At 62.7% G+C, this 2563-nt stretch carries 3 protein-coding genes; 1 reads left to right on the forward strand and 2 read right to left on the reverse strand.

Translation table 11 applies throughout. From position 1 onward, the window contains the following. Positions 1 to 946 (reverse strand): acyl-CoA dehydrogenase family protein (locus MOV76_RS38845; protein ID WP_247266562.1); only part of this gene is annotated, 946 nt, incomplete at its 3' end. A gap of 78 nt (positions 947 to 1024) precedes the next feature. Continuing rightward, entirely contained in the window at positions 1025 to 2071 is a 1047-nt protein-coding gene (locus MOV76_RS38850; protein ID WP_247266563.1) for a substrate-binding domain-containing protein, read from the reverse strand. A gap of 235 nt (positions 2072 to 2306) precedes the next feature. Here MOV76_RS38850 and MOV76_RS38855 point away from each other — a divergent pair. Beyond that, on the forward strand, positions 2307 to 2563 hold a 257-nt coding region (locus MOV76_RS38855), incomplete at its 3' end, for an ATP-binding cassette domain-containing protein (RefSeq protein WP_247266564.1).

Below are 2563 nucleotides of genomic sequence, written 5' to 3' on the forward strand. Positions count from 1 at the left end.
GGCCGCGGGCAAGGCCCGCCTGCACGGCTGATGCCGCGCTGTCGGCAAGGGCCGCCGAGGCCTTCAGCGCGGCGGTGAATTCGCCGACGCGTTCGAGAATATAGGGATCGTCGGCCGCCCGCTCGACGCCTGACGTGATCCACGGCCGGGTGGTGGTTCTGACGTAATCGACGGCCGCCTGCAGAGCGCCTTCGGCGGTACCGAGATAAAAGTTGACGAAGACCAGTTGGATGAATGGCGTGTTGAAGGTCGACAATACCGGCGGCGCCACATCGGGTGCGGCCGGCGCGCCGACGAAATCCTCCTCGTAGACGGGGAAGTCGCGGAACTCGACGCTGCCGCTGTCGGACAGGCGCTGGCCGATATTGTCCCAATCGTCATTGGCGACATAGCCGGGGCGATTGGTCGGCACGGCGAAGCCGGCGATGTTGTCGTCGAGCGTCGCATTGGCATTGATATAGTCGGAGACCCGCGCCGCCGTGGAGAAGGACTTGCGTCCGTTCAATACATAACCGTTGCCGCGACGGGTGAGCACCAGCCCGGGGTCGCGCGGATTGACGGCTGCACCCCAATAGAGGTTCCTGGCGACCGTATCGCTGCCCAACGCATGGGCGCGTGCGGCATCGAGGGCCCAATAGATGTACTGGCTGTTGACATAGTGGTATCCGAGCAGTTGGCCGATCGAGCTCTCGCCACGGGCGAGGATGCGCACCAGCCTCAGCCCGTCGACCCAATCGAGGCCACCGCCGCCGATTTGCGTGGGATGCAGCGCATTGAGCAGCCCGGCATTTTTCAACTTGATGATTTCGGCAAGCGGCGGGCGTCCTTCGCGTTCGAGGTCTGCGGCGCGTCTGGAAAGGTCAGCCGAGATATCCTCCGCACGGGCAAAGAGGTCTTCTCGCGTCGGATTGCGGCTCACCGCGAAGACGACATTGGACTGGCTCATGAGCGAAACTCCAATTCTCCAAAAAGGGGATCCGGCGGGAGCTTGACGCTCCCGCCGGAAGGATCGAGGGTGACCTCCTCAGAAAAGCTTGTCCGGAATCCAACTCGCGGTTGCCGCATCGCTCGTGCTGAAGGCCGGGATCTTCGCAGCCAGTTCCTCGATCGTCTTGACGCCGGCCGCGCGCAGGCTCTCCTGCGTCAGAAGCGCCGGCTTCACGGTAATCTGATGGGGAACCGTCTGGCCGGCTATCTCCAGGGCGGCGGCGCGTATGGAAACGGCGCCGACGACGGCGGGATTGGTCGCGACGGTCGCGACCCAGGGGCTGCCTTCCTCGGTAATTTCCTGGATATCGGCCGTCGAGACGTCGGCCGAATAGATCTTCAGCTTCTTTGCTATGCCGAGGTCGTTGGCGGCGAGCTTCACGCCGCGGGCGAATTCGTCATAGGGGGCAAAAACAACCGATATATCGGGATTGGCGGTGAGCGCGGCCTTCGCCTGGTCGGCGGTCGAGGTCGCCGTCGTGTCGCTGACATTGCCGAAACGGGCCTTTTCGACCACGCCCTTATTCTCCGACTTGAACTTGTCCCAGACCTCGTTGCGGCGGTCGAGCGGCGCAAAGCCGGCGACATAGACATAACCGGCGCTGAAGCTGTTGCCGTTGTCCTTCACCACCTGTTCGAGCGCCAGCGAGGCGAGCTCGTGATCGCTCTGCTCCACCTGTGGGATTTTGGGGTTGTTGAGGTTGACGTCGAAGGCCACGACCTTGATGCCCTTGTCGAGCGCCTGCTGCACGACGTCGCCGAGCGATTCCGGCAGGCCGTGGTCGATGACGATGCCGGAGACGCCGAGATTGATCGCCTGCAGGATCTGCTCGCGCTGCTCGGCGGCGTCCTGCCGTCCGGGGAAGACGCGCAGGTCGATATCCAGCGCCTTGGCCTGGGCTTCCGCACCGGCCTGGTAGGCCTGGAAGAAATCGCCGGCCGAGATGTAGCTGATCAGAGCCACCTTGACGCCGCCCTTATCGAAGGGGGCCGGAGCGCCGGACAGGCCGTCGGCTTTTGCGCCTTGAATGAAAATGAACGGAATGACGGCGGCAGACAGTGCGAGCCGTGCGAGGGATTTCATCGTCGCGTTCCTTCTAGCAAACGAAAGCGTCGTCTGACAGGTCTGACAGCCCTCGCGACGCGTCGGATTATTTAGATATAATCTCTATGTTTTTAGTAGAGTAAATGATCCGATTTTACGGGCTGCGGGAGATTCTTTGTTTCCCGAGGACAGTTTGTGAGGGAAAGGCGTGCCTGGAGTTCGACCGCCCGGACAGGGCACACTCCGGCTTCGAATGCAGCCCCGGACACTATTGATGCCGCTTCTTCACATTGAAAACATCACCCGCAGTTTCGGGTCGACGCGGGCGCTTGCCGGCGCTGATCTTTCGATGGAGCGCGGTGAGATCGTGGCGCTGATGGGTGCAAACGGTGCGGGCAAATCGACGCTGGTAAAGATCCTTTCCGGCGTGCTTCCGGCCGATGGCGGGACGGTCAGCCTTGGTGGCCGCCCCTTTGCGCCGCGCAGCCCGGCCGAAGCGGCGAAGGCTGGCGTCGTGACGGTGCATCAGTC

Source organism: Rhizobium sp. PRIMUS64 (genome assembly GCF_023006465.1).
GTDB lineage: Bacteria > Pseudomonadota > Alphaproteobacteria > Rhizobiales > Rhizobiaceae > Rhizobium > Rhizobium leguminosarum.